Origin of the sequence: Dactylosporangium salmoneum (assembly GCF_039532525.1) — a bacterium.
Lineage (GTDB): Bacteria > Actinomycetota > Actinomycetes > Mycobacteriales > Micromonosporaceae > Dactylosporangium > Dactylosporangium salmoneum.
Genome location: NZ_BAAARV010000102.1, coordinates 40,696 through 55,476, shown reverse-complemented (window position 1 = coordinate 55,476; position 14,781 = coordinate 40,696). Strand labels below are relative to the sequence as shown.

The 14,781-nt window shown below is 71.4% G+C and carries 11 protein-coding genes; 6 read left to right on the top strand and 5 right to left on the bottom strand.

The window, feature by feature from the left end:
- Positions 1 to 146 precede the first annotated feature (146 nt).
- The 5 genes from mtrA to hpf all read left to right on the top strand — a co-directional run bounded on the left by mtrA (position 147) and on the right by hpf (position 7,064).
- Positions 147 to 836, top strand: a complete 690-nt coding sequence (gene mtrA, locus ABD352_RS49000; RefSeq protein WP_190251405.1) for an MtrAB system response regulator MtrA — start codon at positions 147 to 149, stop codon at positions 834 to 836.
- Positions 837 to 843: 7 nt separating this feature from the next.
- Positions 844 to 2,511: an MtrAB system histidine kinase MtrB gene (gene mtrB, locus ABD352_RS48995; RefSeq protein ID WP_344619525.1), complete on the top strand. Its 1,668-nt coding sequence runs from the start codon at positions 844 to 846 to the stop codon at positions 2,509 to 2,511.
- Positions 2,508 to 4,598 carry an LpqB family beta-propeller domain-containing protein gene (locus ABD352_RS48990; protein WP_344619524.1) on the top strand — a complete coding sequence of 697 codons (2,091 nt, stop codon included), beginning with the start codon at positions 2,508 to 2,510 and terminating at the stop codon, positions 4,596 to 4,598. The genes mtrB and ABD352_RS48990 overlap by 4 nt, the downstream gene beginning before the upstream one ends.
- Positions 4,599 to 5,101: 503 nt before the next feature.
- Complete coding sequence (locus ABD352_RS48985) at positions 5,102 to 5,713, top strand: ComF family protein (RefSeq protein ID WP_344619523.1); 612 nt, start codon at positions 5,102 to 5,104, stop codon at positions 5,711 to 5,713.
- Between the two features lie 709 nt (positions 5,714 to 6,422).
- Complete coding sequence (gene hpf / locus ABD352_RS48980) at positions 6,423 to 7,064, top strand: ribosome hibernation-promoting factor, HPF/YfiA family (RefSeq protein WP_344619522.1); 642 nt, start codon at positions 6,423 to 6,425, stop codon at positions 7,062 to 7,064.
- Between the two features lie 57 nt (positions 7,065 to 7,121).
- On the opposite strand, the gene ABD352_RS48975 is transcribed toward hpf, so the two are convergent.
- The 3 genes from ABD352_RS48975 to ABD352_RS48965 all read right to left on the bottom strand — a co-directional run bounded on the left by ABD352_RS48975 (position 7,122) and on the right by ABD352_RS48965 (position 10,599).
- A complete protein-coding gene (locus ABD352_RS48975) occupies positions 7,122 to 8,249 on the bottom strand; it encodes a glycerophosphodiester phosphodiesterase (protein WP_344619521.1) in 1,128 nt (375 codons plus the stop codon).
- Between the two features lie 152 nt (positions 8,250 to 8,401).
- A complete protein-coding gene (locus ABD352_RS48970) occupies positions 8,402 to 9,454 on the bottom strand; it encodes a GNAT family N-acetyltransferase (RefSeq protein ID WP_344619520.1) in 1,053 nt (350 codons plus the stop codon).
- The gene (locus tag ABD352_RS48965) at positions 9,451 to 10,599 is read right to left on the bottom strand and encodes a GNAT family N-acetyltransferase (protein WP_344619519.1); all 1,149 of its coding nucleotides are present in this window, start codon (positions 10,597 to 10,599) and stop codon (positions 9,451 to 9,453) included. Before ABD352_RS48965 ends, ABD352_RS48970 begins: the two co-directional genes overlap by 4 nt.
- A gap of 172 nt (positions 10,600 to 10,771) precedes the next feature.
- On the opposite strand from ABD352_RS48965, the gene secA reads away from it, so the two are divergent.
- The gene (gene secA / locus ABD352_RS48960) at positions 10,772 to 13,696 is read left to right on the top strand and encodes a preprotein translocase subunit SecA (RefSeq protein WP_344619518.1); all 2,925 of its coding nucleotides are present in this window, start codon (positions 10,772 to 10,774) and stop codon (positions 13,694 to 13,696) included.
- 77 nt (positions 13,697 to 13,773) lie between these two features.
- Here secA and ABD352_RS48955 read toward each other — a convergent pair whose 3' ends face one another.
- Positions 13,774 to 14,304 (bottom strand): Rv3235 family protein, encoded by a 531-nt coding sequence (locus tag ABD352_RS48955; RefSeq protein ID WP_344619517.1) that lies wholly within the window; start codon positions 14,302 to 14,304, stop codon positions 13,774 to 13,776.
- A 135-nt stretch (positions 14,305 to 14,439) separates the two neighbouring features.
- Positions 14,440 to 14,667 (bottom strand): helix-turn-helix domain-containing protein, encoded by a 228-nt coding sequence (locus tag ABD352_RS48950; protein ID WP_344619516.1) that lies wholly within the window; start codon positions 14,665 to 14,667, stop codon positions 14,440 to 14,442.
- Between the last annotated feature and the right edge of the window lie 114 nt (positions 14,668 to 14,781).

The window sequence follows — 14,781 nt, the reverse complement described above, 5'->3', positions numbered from 1 at the left end:
ACACCGTAGTCGGCCCGGGCGACTTCGGGGGGCCGCCGCCGCAGACCGTCACACAGAGTTGTTGCGCGAACACGACAGGGCGTGAAATATCCAAGATCCGCGGTCGGGTTCCCACCGAGGGGGATGGAGGTGAAATATTGGACCGCATGAGAGCCCGTGTCCTGGTGGTCGACGACGACCCCGCCCTCGCCGAGATGCTCGGCATCGTCCTGCGCAGCGAGGGCTTCCTTCCCTCCTTCGTTGCCGACGGTGAGCGCGCTCTCGCTGCTTTCCGGGACACTCGCCCCGACATCGTCCTGCTCGACCTCATGCTGCCCGGTATGAGCGGGATCGACGTGTGCCGGTCCATCCGGGCCGAGTCGGGCGTGCCCATCGTGATGCTCACCGCCAAGAGCGACACCGTCGACGTGGTGCTGGGCCTGGAGTCGGGGGCCGATGACTACGTCATGAAGCCCTTCAAGCCCAAGGAGCTCGTCGCCCGCATGCGGGCCCGACTGCGCCGGGGCGAGGACGTGGCCCCGGAGCTGCTGACCATAGGGCCGCCGGGGAACCAGATCACCATCGACGTGCCGGCGCACACCGTCATGCGCGATGGCGACGAGGTCAAGCTGACCCCGCTCGAGTTCGACCTGCTGGTTGCGCTCGCCCGCAAGCCGCGCCAGGTGTTCACCCGCGAGGTGCTGCTGGAGCAGGTGTGGGGCTACCGTCACGCGGCCGACACCCGCCTGGTCAACGTCCACGTGCAGCGCCTGCGCGCCAAGATCGAGCCCGACCCCGAGAAGCCCGAGATCATCCTCACCGTGCGCGGTGTCGGGTACAAGGCCGGGACCGGTTAGGCCGAGCATGGTGCGTATCGACCCGCTCATCCTCCGGGCCCGCCGCCTGCGGCTCCGGAGGATCGTGCCGCAGTCCGTGAGCCGGCGCGTTCGCCGGCTCTGGGCGGTGTTGCGGCGGCAGTGGCGCCGTTCGCTGCAGTTCCGGGTCGTGGGCATCACCCTGTCGTTGTCCGCCGCGCTGGTGCTGGCGTTCAGCTACACGGTCGCGTCGCTGATCAGTAACAGCGTGCTGCAGAACCGGGTCACCCAGTCCAGGAACACGGTCGACACCGGCGCCGCCTACGCGATGCAGGAGCTGACCGGCTTCACCCAGAACGACGACCCCAGCCTGCCCGCGGCCATGAAGAAGATCGCCCCCACGCTGCACGGCCAGCTGGCCAACTCGGACGCCGAGATCATCATGCTCAGGCGCACCGGCAACCTGAACGTCTTCTGGCCGCCGGGCAAGCAGTCCAACGTCATGGACAACCCGCAGGTGAGCGGGATGCGGTCGCTGGTCACCGGGCCCAAGCCGGGCACGTACCAGCAGATAGCGACGCTGGACATCGGCAACGGGCCGCAGAAGTACCTCGTCCTGGGCACCTCGGTCGCCGTCGGCACCGAGCCATTGGAGCTGTACTACATCATTCCCCTGCGCGTCGAGGACCAGCTCATCCAGTTCACCGGCGGCGTGGTCACCGGCACCGGCATCGCCCTCGTCGCGCTGCTGGCCCTGATCGCGGCCATGATGACCCGCCTGGTGGTGACGCCGGTGCGGGTGGCGGCACGCACCGCCCAGCGGCTGTCCGCCGGCCTGCTCGACCAGCGGATGGTGGTGCGCGGGGAGGACGATCTGGCGCGGCTCGCCGCCGCGTTCAACCAGATGGCCGCCAACCTGCAGCGCCAGATCGTGCGGCTGGAGGAGATGTCCCGCCTCCAGCGGCGCTTCACCTCCGACGTCTCGCACGAGCTGCGCACGCCGCTGACCACCGTACGGATGGCCGCCGACCTGCTGTTCGCCTCCCGCGACGAGTTCGAGCCGGCCGCCGCGCGCAGCGCCGAGCTGCTGCAGGCCGAGCTCGACCGGTTCGAGGGCCTGCTGACCGACCTGCTGGAGATCAGCCGGTTCGACGCCGGGTTCGCCGCGCTCGACGCCGAGCCGACCGACCTGGTGCCGGTGGTGCGCCGCGTCATCGACCAGCTCGAGTCGCTGGCCGAGCGCTGCAAGGTCGAGCTCAAGATCGTGGTGCCCGACACGGAGGTCATCGCCGAGGTCGACCCCCGCCGGGTCGAGCGGGTGCTGCGTAACCTGGTCGGCAATGCCGTCGAGCACGGCGAGGCCAAGCCGGTGGTCGTCACGCTCGCCGCCGACGGCTCGGCGGTCGCCGTCACCGTGCGCGACCACGGCGTGGGCCTCAAGCCGGGAGAGGAGAAGCTGGTGTTCAACCGGTTCTGGCGCGCCGACCCGTCGCGCGCCCGGCAGACCGGCGGCACCGGCCTCGGCCTGTCGATCAGCCTAGAGGACGCCCGCCTGCACGGCGGCTGGCTGGAGGCGTGGGGCGCGCCGGGCAAGGGGGCCCAGTTCCGGCTGACGCTGCCGGCCCGCAGTGGCGACCGGCTGGTCTCCTCGCCGCTGCGCCTGGTCCCTGACGACGCCCGCGCCGACGAGGCCGCCCTGATCGGGGAGACACCATGACGCGACCTGGCCGCATCGCCTCCTGGCTCCGCATCGCAGGCGGCGGCCAGGGCGAGGCCCGGACCGCCGTCGCCCGGGGCGAGAACTGGGCCGCCGTCGGCCGGAGCGAGGCCCGGACCGGCCGCAGGCAGGGCGAGAACCGGACCGGATCGGACCGGTGGACCCTGCCGGGCGGTTGGCCGGCTCGGCGCGGGCTGCTCGGGCGTGGCGCGGTTTTCGCGGGGCTGGCCGCGGCGCTCACGCTCAATGGGTGCGGGCTGCCGGCGCACACCGATCCGAGGTACGCCGGGCCGGCCCACAGCGCGGCGCCGATGCAGGACGAGAAGAAGCCACCGGTGCCGGCCTCGGCGACGAACGCGCCCGACCTGGTCGCCCAGTACCTGAAGGCCTCCGTCGGCGGGAACCTCGACAGCGACGAGGAGTCGTCGCCGAACAAGGAGACGCGGGACCGGCTGCGGCAGTTCATGACGCCGGCCGAGGCGCAGTCCTGGTCGGCGCCGGCCGACGGGCTCGTCGTCGTCCGCGACACCCCGGTCCGGCAGACGCAGGTGGTCAACGGGGCGTACGTGGTCGAGGTCCAGATCATCCCCATCGGGACGCTGAGCGGGCGGGGGGAGTTCGACGCGCAGCAGAAGCCGGACCCGTACATCGCGCGGTTCGTGGCCGAGCCCACCACCAACGGCGAATTCCGGCTCAAGGAGGCGCCTCCGCAGCTGCTGCTGACCGAGACCGGGCTCAAGAGTTGGTACGACTGGCAGCCCATCTACTTCTGGGAGGCCAACGGCACGCCCGCGAAGCTGGTGCCGGACCTGCGGTACATGCCGAACACCTTCTCGCCGGCCAAGCGGGTCAGCGAGGTGATGCGCTGGCTCAAGCTGGGGCCCGGCCAGGGGCTCACCGGCGTCGTGAAGGGGCTGCCGGACAACGTCGAGAGCAAGGACAATCCGGTCGCCGACCAGTACAACCAGACCGTGAAGGTCAACCTCAGCAGCAAGGCGGCCGGGCTCCACACCGATGAGCTCAGCCGCCTGGCGCGGCAGATCCGCTGGTCACTCCTGGACCACCCGCGGGTCCAGTTGAGGATCGAGAACCAGGACAACCCCGCCGACTCGCAGACGGGCTTCACCGACGACAACGTCGCCTACACGCAGGCCATCACGAACCCCGTGCCCGAGAGGTTCTGTGTGACGAACGGCTCAGTGCGGGCGGTCGTCGTACCGCAGGAGGGCGAGACGCCGCTGTTCACGCCCGGCGGGGCCAACGTGCAGGTGGTGTCCGCGGCGATCAACCGGCAGCTCAACCGGGCCGCGCTCGTGCGACAGGTGGGAAAGGCGGAGCAGTCGCTCGTCGTCAGCGCGCCCGGTCCGGTGGCCAACCCGCCGGTGTACCACGACACGAACCTTCAGCGGCTGCCGCACCTGAGCCGTCCGGCGTGGATGACCTACCCGGTCCAGCGGTTGCTGGTCTCCGACGGGCAGCATCTCTGGGCCGGGACCGACAGCACCTCGACCACCCTGGAGAAGGTCACCACGGGCGGGCTGCCGACGTCCCAGGCGATCACCGCCTTCGCGGTCGCGCCCGAGGGCCACCGGATCGCGCTCATCGCCGGCGGCACGGTCATGGTGGCCTCCCTCCAGCTCACCAGCGACAGCAAGCTGACCATGGGGCAACTTCGGCCGATCGCCACCTCGCTGGGTGACAACCAGGGCGTCGCCTGGCTCACCGAGACGATGCTGGTGGTCGGCGGCAAGCCGAGCACGCCCCAGCCGAACTCCTCCGGCATCACGCCGGCGCCGTACTCGGTCGTCGGGATCACCATGGACGGCGCCGACGAGACGCCACTGCCGACCGGCTCCCGCCCGGCGTCCCAGCCGGAAGTGAACGCGGTGGTGGCCCGGTTCAACAGCCCGCTGGAAACGCAGACCCGCAAGTGGGACAACATGCCGATCTTCGTGATGGTCGAGACCAACCACGTGGCCCGGGTGATCTACCGAGACTCCATCGACCAGCTGAACCTCGGCCCGGCGCCGGCGGCGGCCCCGAGCGCCGAGCCGGCCGCCCCGACCTCGCCCTTCTACCCGGACTGACCGTGCCACCCGCCGCGCGTCCGCCCGAGCCCCGTCCAAGCGCCGCGCGCCCGCCCGGCGCCCGCATGCACGAGCCCCGCCCACGCGCCGAGCGCCCGAGCGCCGAGCCCCACCCACGCGCGGAGCGCCCGCACGTCGAGCGCCCGCACGTCGAGCGCCCGCACGTCGAGCGCCCGCGCGCCGAGGCCCGTCGACGCGCGGAGCGCCCGTGCGCCGAACCCCACCCACGCGCCGTGCGCCCGCGCGACGAGCGCCGCCCATCCGCCGGGCGTCGGTCCGTCGCGGGTGCTGCCGGGGTGCGGTCGAGGGGGCCGGGCCGGGTTGCCGTCGGGCCGGTGCGACGGATCGGTGCGGGGTTGCTTGACGGGCTGCTCGATCTGGTGCTGCCGGCGACGTGTGCGGGGTGCGACGAGCCGTCGGCTCGGGTGCTGTGCGAGCGGTGTCGGGCGGCCCTCGCGGGGGTGCGGCCGGAGCGTACGCGGCCCGACCCGGAGCCGGAGGGGATGCCGCCGACGTTTGCGCTGGCGGCGTACTCGGGGGCGTTGGGGCGGGCGATCGTGCAGTACAAGGAGGAGAACCGGCACGAGTTGACCGGGGCGCTCGGGGGCATGCTCGCCCGGGTCGTCCTGCGGGCGCTGGCCGGGCATGCCGGGCCGGTAGTGCTGGTCGCGGTGCCGGCGACGGCGGCCGCGGTGCGCAAGCGGCACGGTGACCACATGCTCCGGCTCGTCCGGGCGGCGGCGCGGGTGCTTCGGCGCCAGGCGGGCGCGGAGGTCGCGATCGCGCGGCCGTTGCGGGCGCTGGACAAGGGCGGGGACTCGGCCGAGCTCTCGGCGGCGCAGCGGGCGGTGGCCGCGCGGCAGGCGTTCGCGGTGCATCGGGGGCGCGCCGCGGAGCTGGGGGAGCGGGCACGGCGGGCCGGGGCCGCGGTCGTGCTGGTCGACGACATCGTCACCACGGGGGCCACGCTGGCGGCGGCGAGTGACCGCCTGGCCTCGGCGGGCATCCCGGTGTACCGGGCCGTCGTGCTGGCCGCCACCCAGCGCCAGGGAGGACCGGGGTCGCGTCCTGGCGGCCCTCGAGCGGCCCCACGGCGCGACGGCCCCCGGCGCTGAGCCTCGCGACAGTGCCCGGTGCTGAGCGGCGCGGCGGTGCCCGGTGCTGAGCGGGCGCGGCGGTGCCCGGGTGCTGAGTGGGCGCGGCGGTGCCCGGCCCTGGGGGCCGCTGTGGTGCCCGCAGTGGAGGCGAGATGGGCCCGAAGCCCCGTGATGACGGCCGGCCCTGAGCCGCGGCCATGGGTGGCTCTGAGGGTCCCTGATCGCCCTGAGGAGTCACGGCGACGCCCCGGCCCCCAAGGGGCGCCGGTCGTGAGGAAGGTCGGCGCCCGGGGCGTTTGAGCCGTGGGTGGGTGGGCACCGTACGAACTTCCAGACGATCTCAAACGCGGTATCCCCCCAGCGGGGGAGGACGTTACGGACCGTCAGGGGTACAACACGAAATATACCCGATTTGTACCGAAAGTTACCTCAAACGTAGCGTGGGGTAATCCCGCGGGAGGGTTTCGAGCATGGGAACTGACAGTTCTTCTGAACCAGGGGTGACTAGCGGCTGTCCTCGGTTTAACGTCGAGGGACGACCACTGCTCGCCCCCGGGCCCATGGTGCGGACCCCGAGGCGAGACGGCCGCGAAGGGAGGACCTGACACCCATCGTTTCGGTCGTGTGTCGCGCGGGCTCAGCCTCCGGGGAGGCGCGTCTCGGCCGATCCTCGAAATATCAAAACCCGAACCCGTTTCTCTGGAAGAACCCGTGGGGGAGGTCAGGAGTGGACATCGTCGTCAAGGGCCGCAACGTCGAGGTGCCCGACCATTACCGGCAGCATGTCGCCGACAAGCTGCAGAAGGTCGAGCGATACGACCACAAGCTCATCCGCGTCGACGTCGAGCTGTTTCACGAGCGCAATCCGCGCCAATCCGATCACTGTCAGCGCGTCGAGGTCACGTGTTACTCGAGGGGCCCGGTGATCCGTGCGGAGGCTTGCGCCGCCGACTTCTACAGCGCCTTGGACGTTGCGATCGGCAAGCTGGACAGCCGGCTCAGCCGGGCCGCCGATCGCAGACGGGTCCACCGGGGCCGGCGCTCGCCGGTCTCAGTCGCCGCGGCTACCGCGTCACTCGCGTTCACGCCACCCGAGGGGTATGGCGCCTCGGCGCTTGCCACGGTGCCGAAGGCCGCGATCGCCGGTGAGGGATTCGAACTCACCGAGGAAGCCGACAACCAGCCCTGGCACATCGTCCGCGAGAAGGAGCACCCCGGCGAGCCGATGACGGTGGACGACGCCCTGTTCCACATGGAACTGCTCGGCCACGATTTTTATCTGTTCAACGACAAGGAGTCCGGGCGCCCGAGCGTGGTCTACCGCCGACGGGCCTACGACTACGGCGTGATGAGCCTGGGCGTGCAATAGCAAGAGCAAGGTGTGGGTGGGCCCGGTGCCAGGGCCCACCCACAACAGCGCAATGCATCAAGACGTGAGGTACAGATCGCGGGCCAGCACCGCCGTGTCCGCGTAGTCGGCGAAGAGGCCGTCGAGGCCCGCCGCGAGGAAGACCCCGACCTCGTGCAGGACGTTGCCCCACGCGTTGGGGTCGGCGCCGACGCGCAGGTCGAGCGGCAGGAACTGGTTCTCGTTGCGGAACGTCCAGGCGTGCACCTTCAGCCCGCGGGCGTGCGCGTCGGAGATGAGCGCCGTCGGCTGCAGCAGGTTGCCGGCCGCGTCGCGGGCGACGACGAGGTTCTTGGTGGCGCCGACGCCGTCCGTGAACGCCTTGAGGTAGTCCAGGCCGGCCGGGGTGGCGAGGTCGGCCCAGGTGCGCGGGTCGCCGCTGGTCTTGAAGTCGAAGGGCTGGCCGACCTGGTCCAGCAGCACGACGGACGGGGTGTCGACCAGGCCGCGCAGCTTCTTGATGCTGCTCGGCTCGAACGACTGCAGGAACACCGGCGCGGTGCGCCCGGCCAGGCCGTTGCGCTTGAGGACCCGGGCGAGCAGCGGCTCGAGCTCCAGGCCGATGCCGCGGAAGTACGTGGGGTGCTTGGTCTCCGGGTACACCCCGATGGTGCGACCGACCTTGCGGCCCATCTCCCGGGCGAGGTCGATGACCTCCTGGAACGTCGGGATCTCGAACAGCCCGTTGTAGATCGTGTTGTGCGGGCGCACCGCGGGGAGGCGCTCGACCGCACGGAGGGTCTTGAGCTCGGCCAGCGTGAAGTCCTCGGTGAACCAGCCGGTGACGGAGGCGCCGTCGATGGTCTTGGTGGTCTTGCGCGCGGCGAACTGCGGCTTGGCCGAGACGTCGGTGGTGGCGCCGATCTCGTTCTCGTGGCGCGCGACTAGCTGGCCGTCCTTGGTCGGCACCAGGTCGGGCTCGATGAAGTCGGCGCCGAGCTCGACCGCCAGGGTGTAGGAGGCCAGCGTGTGCTCGGGCCGGTGGCCGCTCGCCCCGCGGTGGCCGATGACCACCGGGTGGGACGGGCGGTGGCCGTTGCGGTCGGAGTCGTGTGCGGCGGCGGCCGCGGGGCTGACGAGGGCGGCGGGCAGGACGGCGGTGCCCGCGGCCACGCCCACGCCGGAGATCACTGCACGACGACGCATGGGCCATACGCTCGTTGGCGCAGCGCAACGTCACATGACGCTCAGGTGGCCGATGGACGCACCTTGGCGAACGCGATGTTGTCGATTCGCGAACCGTCGGGGGCGGGCAGCCGGCGCAGCTGCAGCGCCTTGGCCCAGCGCTCACATGACGCTCAGGTGGCCGATGGACGCACCTTGGCGAACGCGATGTTGTCGATTCGCGAACCGTCGGGGCCGGGCAGCCGGCGCAGCTGCAACGCCTCGCGGGCGTAGCCGGCCGCCTCCAGCACACGCTGGGAGGCGACGTTGTCCACCGCGGTACCGGCGATCATCCGGGCCATGCCGATCTCGAAGCCCCAGTCGGTGACCAGCCGGGCCGCGCGGGCCGCGAAGCCGTGGCCGCGGGCCTTCTGGGACAGGCTGTACCCGATCATGGCCTCGTGCAGCGCCGGCTCGGCGTAGTACACCGCGATCTCGCCGAGGTAAGCGCCGTCCGAGACCCGCCAGATGGTCATCTCGGCCCGCTGGCCGGCCAGCCATTTGGACTGCGACTCGGCGCACTGGCGCGCGATGCCGGCGAGGTTCGGCGGCGTGGCCACGACGGATCGGCCGCTCACCTCCGGCAGGATCCGCAGCTCGTACGTCACGTCGGCATCCTCGGCCAGCAACGGCCGGATGGCCACGACGCCGTCGGTGAGCTCGCCGCCGGGAAGATCCGGCAGCGCCCGCGGGCTCGGCCCGGGCGGATCGCCGGCGAGCCGCGCCCAGACCACCAGGTCGTCGCGGGTGCCGTCGCGCAGCCGCGCCGCCCCGCGCGCGATGCCCTCGCGGGCGAACCCCGCCGCGATCGCCACCCGCTGGCTGGCCGTGTTGGTGGGCGCTGTGCGCAGGTACAGCCGCTGGAACTCGGTCCTGAACAGCTCGGCGCCGAGCAGCTCCAGCGCCGTGGTGGCCGCCCTTCGCCCGCGCGCGGCGGGGCGCACCCAGTAGCCGACCTCGGCGACGCCGTCGCGGCCCGGCGTCCAGCCGACGACGCCGAGCAGCTCGTCCGTGTCGCCGTCGGCGATCGCCCGGTCGTTGCCGTTGCGGGCGATGAACTCGAGCGCGTCGGCGCGGGTGTACGGCTGCGGCAGGAACGTGAGGTACCGCTGGGTCAGGAAGTCGCCGCAGCCGTCCACGACGGCGTCGGCGTCGGCCTCGCGCAGCAGGCGGAGCGTCACGCTCATTTCAGGTCCCCCGGCAGCAGGGTGGCCATCCAGCCGTCCAGCCGCCGGCCGCGCTGCACGCAGCTCTCCCGCTGCACGCCCTCCACCACGAACCCCACCTTCTCCGCCACCCGGCGGGACGCGTCGTTGCCGAGGTGGGCGCGCCACACGATACGGCCCAGCGCCAGGCGCTCGAAGCCGAAGGCGCACACCGCGCGCACCGCCTCGGTGGTGTAGCCCTTGCCGCGGGCCCAGGGCGCGGCGGAGTACCCGACCTCGCCGGTGACCGGGTCGAGCGGGTGGATCCGCACGTCGGCCGTGCCGGCGAAGCGGTCGTCGCTGTCGGCGAACGCGAAGCCGGCGCCCGTGCCGCGCCGCCACATGGCGGGGTAGCCGACCCGGATGAAGTCCAGGCCCTGGATCGGCCGGTAGTCCAGCGGGATCGAGGTCCACTGCACCGTCTCGGGGTCGCGGAAGGTGGCCACCACGTCGTCGAGGTCGGTCTCGCGCAGTGCCCGCAGCGTGCACGGGCCGGCCGGCAGGCGGGCCGGCGGGTGGCTGAACGCGTAGGCCCGCCGCGCGCCGGGGCCGCCGGGGGCGACCCAGGCCGGCGGGGTGTCGCAGACCTCGCCGGGGAGCAGCACGCCATGCCAGCAGTCGACGAAGCCGCCGTCCCGGCCGGGCAGCCCGGCCCGCACGATGCCGTCGAACGTGAACCCGATGCGCTCGGCGCTCAGCCTCGAGGCGTGGTTGCCGACCTCGGCCCGCCAGACGAGCCGGCTCAGCCCGAGCACCTCGAACGCCCAGTGCGCGACCGCCCGGCCGGCCCGCTCGGCGACCCGCCGGCCCCGCGCCCACGGCGCCACCCAGGTGCCCAGCTCCGCGCTGCGGTTGGGCAGGTCGAGGACGACCAGCCCGGCCGAGGCGAGCAGTTCACCCGAGCGGGCGTCGAAGACCCCCAGCGGCGCCGCGGTCTGCGCCGCCCACGCCGCGCGGGTCATCGGCCCGGTGTAGTCCTCGGCGTGTTCGCGCAGGTAGGGGGCGGGTACCATGGTCCACCGCTGGATGAGCGGGTCCTGGCAGGCGCGGAACACGTCCTCGGCGTCGTCGGGCTGCCACGCGCGCAGGACGAGCCCGTCGGCGGTGGCGAGTTCGATCGGCTCCATGAACGCCGATCCTGCCGCATTGGTCCCCGTCGGGAGACGGATATTTCTGCGGTACGTCGGGAGAATTATCCCGATTTGGTGCTCAATATCCGAAGAGTAGGCGGGCGGGGGCGACGGTTTGCTCAGAACGCCGCCTACGATGGGTCGCAGACGTTTGAGGGAGCGCTGACCCGTGTCGATTTTCGAGAAGATCCTCCGCGCCGGCGAGGGCCGGATGGTGCGCAAGTTGAAGGCCGTCGCCGACGCCGTCAACTCGCTGGAGGACGAGTATGCCGACCTGACCGACGAAGAGCTCGCCGGCATGACCGAGCAGTTCAAGGAACGACTCGCCGACGGTCAGACGCTGGACGACATCCTGCCCGAGGCCTTCGCGGTCGCCCGCGAGGCGGCCTCGCGGGTGCTCGGCCAGCGGCACTACGACGTGCAGATCATGGGCGGCGCGGCCCTGCACTACGGCAACATCGCCGAGATGAAGACCGGTGAGGGCAAGACCCTCACCTGCGTGCTCCCGGCGTACCTCAACGCGCTGTCCGGCAAGGGCGTGCACGTCGTCACCACCAACGACTACCTCGCACGACGCGACGCCGAGTGGATGGGCCGGATTCACCGCTTCCTCGGCCTGACCGTCGGCGTGGTCGGCCCCAACGAGCCCTCCGCCGTGCACCGGGCCGCCTACGAGTGCGACATCACCTACGGCACCAACAACGAGTTCGGCTTCGACTACCTGCGCGACAACATGGCGTGGTCGAAGGACGAGCTCGTCCAGCGGGGCCACAACTTCGCGATCGTCGACGAGGTCGACTCGATCCTGATCGACGAGGCCCGCACCCCGCTGATCATCGCCGGCCCGGCCGAGCAGTCCGCCCGGTGGTACCAGGAGTTCGCCCGCGTGGTGAACCGCCTGAAGCGGGGCAAGGAGGGCGAGGCCGACTACGACGTCGACGAGTCCAAGCGCACGATCTCCGTCACCGAGCGCGGCGTGGCCAAGGTCGAGGACCAGCTGGGCATCGACAACCTGTACGAGTCGGTGAACACGCCCCTGGTCGGGTACCTCAACAACGCGATCAAGGCCAAGGAGCTCTACAAGCGCGACAAGGACTACGTCGTCAACGACGGCGAGGTCCTCATCGTCGACGAGTTCACCGGCCGCATCCTGCACGGCCGGCGCTACAACGAGGGCATGCACCAGGCCATCGAGGCCAAAGAGGGCGTCGAGATCAAGCAGGAGAACCAGACCCTCGCCTCGATCACGCTGCAGAACTTCTTCCGGCTCTACGCCAAGCTCTCCGGCATGACCGGCACGGCGCAGACCGAGGCGGCGGAGTTCAACAAGGTGTACAACGTGGGCGTCGTCTCCATCCCGACGCACCGCTCCATGATCCGCGTCGACCACCCCGACGTCATCTACAAGACCGAGAAGGCGAAGTACAACGCCGTCGTCGATGACATCGTCGAGCGCCACGCCCTCGGCCAGCCGATCCTCGTCGGCACCGTCTCGGTCGAGAAGTCGGAGCTGCTGTCGCAGCTGCTGCGCCGCCGCGGCGTCACGCACGCCGTGCTCAACGCGAAGTTCCACGCCAAGGAGGCGGAGATCGTCGCGCAGGCCGGCCGCAAGGGCGCGGTGACGGTCGCCACCAACATGGCAGGGCGCGGCACCGACATCCTGCTCGGCGGCAACGCCGAGTTCCTGGCCAACGCCGAGCTGCGCCAGCGCGGGATCACCGAGGAAGAGGACCCGGAGGGCTACGGGAAGGCCCTCACGGACCTCATGCCCAAGTTCGAGAAGCTGGTCGAGGACGAGTCCGAGGAGGTCACCGACGCCGGCGGCCTCTACGTGCTCGGCACCGAGCGGCACGAGTCGCGCCGCATCGACAACCAGCTGCGCGGCCGCTCCGGCCGCCAGGGCGACCCCGGCGAGTCCCGCTTCTACCTGTCGCTGCAGGACGAGCTCATGCGCCGCTTCCGGGCCAGCGCGGTCGAGGCCGTGATGGACCGCTTCAACATCCCCGAGGACGTGCCGATCGAGTCGAAGATGGTCACGCGCCAGATCAAGAGCGCGCAGACCCAGATCGAGGCGCAGAACGCGGAGATCCGCAAGAACGTCCTCAAGTACGACGAGGTGCTCAACAAGCAGCGCAAGGTCATCTACGCCGAGCGCAAGCGCGTGCTGGACGGCGAGGACCTCAGCGAGCAGGTCCGCAACATGATCGACGACGTGGTGGGGGCCTACGTGGTCGGCGCCACCTCGCTCGGCGAGACCTCCGAGGACTGGGACCTCGAGCAGCTGTGGACCAACCTCAAGCAGCTCTACCCGGTCGGCGTCACGATCGAGGACCTCGAGGAGGAGGGCGGCGGCCAGCTGGACCCGGAGTTCCTGCGGGTGCAGCTCATCGAGGACGCCCACGCCGCCTACGACCGCCGCGAGGAGGAGCTCGGCGCCGAGCCCGTCCGCGAGCTGGAGCGTCAGGTGCTGCTCAACGTCATCGACCGCAAGTGGCGCGAGCACCTCTACGAGATGGACTACCTGCAGGAGGGCATCACCCTGCGGGCCTACGCGCAGCGCGACCCGGTCGTGGAGTACCAGCGCGAGGGCTTCGACATGTTCCAGCAGATGCAGGAGGGCATCAAGGAGGAGGCCGTCGGCTTCCTGTTCAACCTTGAGGTCCACGTCGAAGAGGTCCAGGCCGAGGAGCCGGTGGCCGTCGGGGCGGAGTCGGACGACGAGATCGACGGCGACGTCCCCTCGGTGCCGCTGCCCGAGCCGCAGGTCGAGATCCGCGCGAAGGGTCTGGGTGCCAACCGGACGCCGCGGGCGCTGCAGTACTCGGCCCCGACCATCGACGGCGCCGCCGGCGAGTCCGGCGTGGTGATCGAGCAGGAGCAGGCCCCGGCCCTCGGGCTGGGCAGCAACGGCTCGGCCGCCGGGCAGCGGCCGTCCCCGAGCGGGCGGCGGTCGGGTCCGCCGGCGCCGAACGCGGGAGCCCGCAAGCCCTCGCCGGGCCAGGTGGTGGGCGGGAACGGGCCGTCGCGCAACGCGCCCTGCCCCTGTGGCTCGGGCAAGAAGTACAAGCGCTGCCACGGTGCCCCTGACGCCTGAGTCCTGACCGTTCTCGTTCTTTTCGCCGGCCCGGGTCCGTTGGACCCGGGCCGGCGGCGTTGCTGGAGCAGCGTCGCTCAGACGACCTGGACCAGCGTGCACACCCAGCCGAACGCGCCGAAGCCCGGGCGGTCGGAGCGCTCGAAGCGGATCGCCATCGCCCAGGCCGTCTCGCCCTGCTCCAGCACGACGACGGCCTCGGCCACGCCGGCGAGCGGCTCGGACAGCAGCATGCGCCGGGCCCGCACCAGGCTCCCGTGCCGCGCGGCCTGCCCCGGCGACATCCGGATGCGCACGGTACGCCGCATGATCTGGTCGCTCACGTCCGTGAACCGCTGCGGGTGCGTCATGGGCCGCAGCTGGCTCGGCGGCCGGTAGCCGTTGAGGATCTCCACGCACAGGCTCGCGAACCGCTGGGCCGCCATGTGCGCGGTCGAGCGGGCCAGCGGCAGCGGCGCGGGCCGCGGGGGACGGCGGGGCGGCGGCACGGCCAGCGCCGGCGGCGGCCCGCCCTTCGGCCACTCGAAGGGAAGCGGGTCGTCGGGGGCGGACGAGGGCCAGGGCGGATCGAGGGCGGGCGGCACGCGGAGGACCACCGCATCGGTCACCGTCGTCAACGTTGGCCCCCGGATTCTTACGTTTGCCTTCGTTTGCCTCGCATATCGGTTGTACCAGCGGCCATATAGCTGTCAGAAGCCTCGCGCCCGGTTCGCGCGGATAGGTCGTTTGTGCGGGGCAGCCGGTCAGTCGAGGTCCGGCTCGACCAGCGGGTTGCTGCGCACCCACTCCGCCGTCTCGGCGTACTTGCGCTCGATGTACTCCTCGAGCTTGCTCCGCTCGATGCGCCACTGGCCGCGCCCGCCCACCTTGATCGCGGGCAGCTCCCCGCTGCGCACCATGTGGTACACCTGCGAGGTCGACACGTTCAACTGCTCGGCGACGTCGGCCATGAGCAGGAATCGCGGCTCCATCGCCTCAGTTTGCCACCGTTTGCCTTCCGCTGGTTACGGCGAGGCCCGCTGACCCGGCATCCGACACGCCCAGCTTGCGTGTCGAAACCCGGGCAAGGGTGTAGTACAGGGAGC